Source organism: Komarekiella delphini-convector SJRDD-AB1 (assembly GCF_014831675.1).
GTDB lineage: Bacteria > Cyanobacteriota > Cyanobacteriia > Cyanobacteriales > Nostocaceae > Komarekiella.
Window position 1 is genome coordinate 1 of sequence record NZ_VJXY01000184.1, and the last position, 1,154, is coordinate 1,154.

The following is a 1,154-nucleotide window of genomic DNA, read 5'->3' on the forward strand; positions in this document are numbered from 1 at the left end:
AATAGACCTATCCTTAATACAAAAATAATGAAATAATCAGAAGAAACGATAAAGAATTGACATCTAACATGACAAGCCCTTTAGTGAGAATAGAGTCACATCCACAAGAAGCAAAACGACTAATAGGAATAAATTACGAACACTTTTTAGCATTAGTAAGTTTAGCCGAAGAAAGACATAAAGAGAAACAAGCTGAAATCGAAAAAAATAAAATTCGGCTCATCGCTAAGGGCGGTGGACGGAAATCAGAGATGTCGTCAAAAGAAGGAATATGTCTGTGTTTAGTATATCTCAGACAAAAGCCAATTTTTGAGATATTGGGATTACTGTTTGATGTCTCTAAAACGAAAGCGAATGATGCATTTAACTATTGGATAAAAATTTTGAGAGAAATCCTACCAGCATCGCAAATGGAAGAAGTGGAAGGAGATGAAGATAAGTATCAAAAACTGCGTCAAATTTTACTAGATTATCAATTGATTATAGATAGTGCAGAGCAAGCAATAGTAAGACCTTCAGACTATGAAGAACAGAAAAAATACTATTCAGGCAAGAAAAAAATGCACACACTGAAAAATCAAATTATTGTCTTGCCTAACGGAGAAGATATCGTGGATGTCACAATTGGAAAACTAGGTAAAATTAGCGATATCAACTTGTTCAGAGAAACTCATCATAAATTTTTACCCAAGCAGAAATTTTTAGGTGATAAAGCTTACAAGGGAGAAGAAACGATTACCACACCACATAAAAAAACTAAAAAGACTGAAATCACTAAATTACAAAAACTCCAGAATCAAGAATTATCTTCCAGAAGAATAGCTGTTGAACATCTTATATGCCGCCTTAAGATATTCCGAATTGCCAGTGAAAGGTTCGGTCTGAACAGGAATAAATACAGTCGGGTAATTAAAACTATTTGTGGATTAGTTAGGTTACGACTAAATCGATTAGTTTTATTCACATGAATCATTAGTAGCTGTTCTTAAAAATGATTTTTGTTTTTTCTATATTCGCAGAAAGTTTTGATAAAATAGCCGTTTATAGTCTCAAAAGCCTACTTTTTTCGTGGCTTTGATGACGCGATCGCAGTTTCTCTCTAATCCGTCAAAACCTTTCCTCATAAGCATTTAGGATTCGCGGACAAGTCTAAT

Annotated in this window: 1 protein-coding gene; it reads left to right on the plus strand. The window is 33.7% G+C overall.

Going from position 1 to position 1,154, the window contains the following annotated elements:
- The first annotated feature begins 68 nt into the window (after window positions 1-68).
- Window positions 69-968, plus strand: coding sequence for a transposase family protein (locus tag FNW02_RS38225; RefSeq protein WP_191762648.1), 900 nt, complete (start codon window positions 69-71; stop codon window positions 966-968).
- The last annotated feature ends 186 nt before the right edge of the window (window positions 969-1,154 follow it).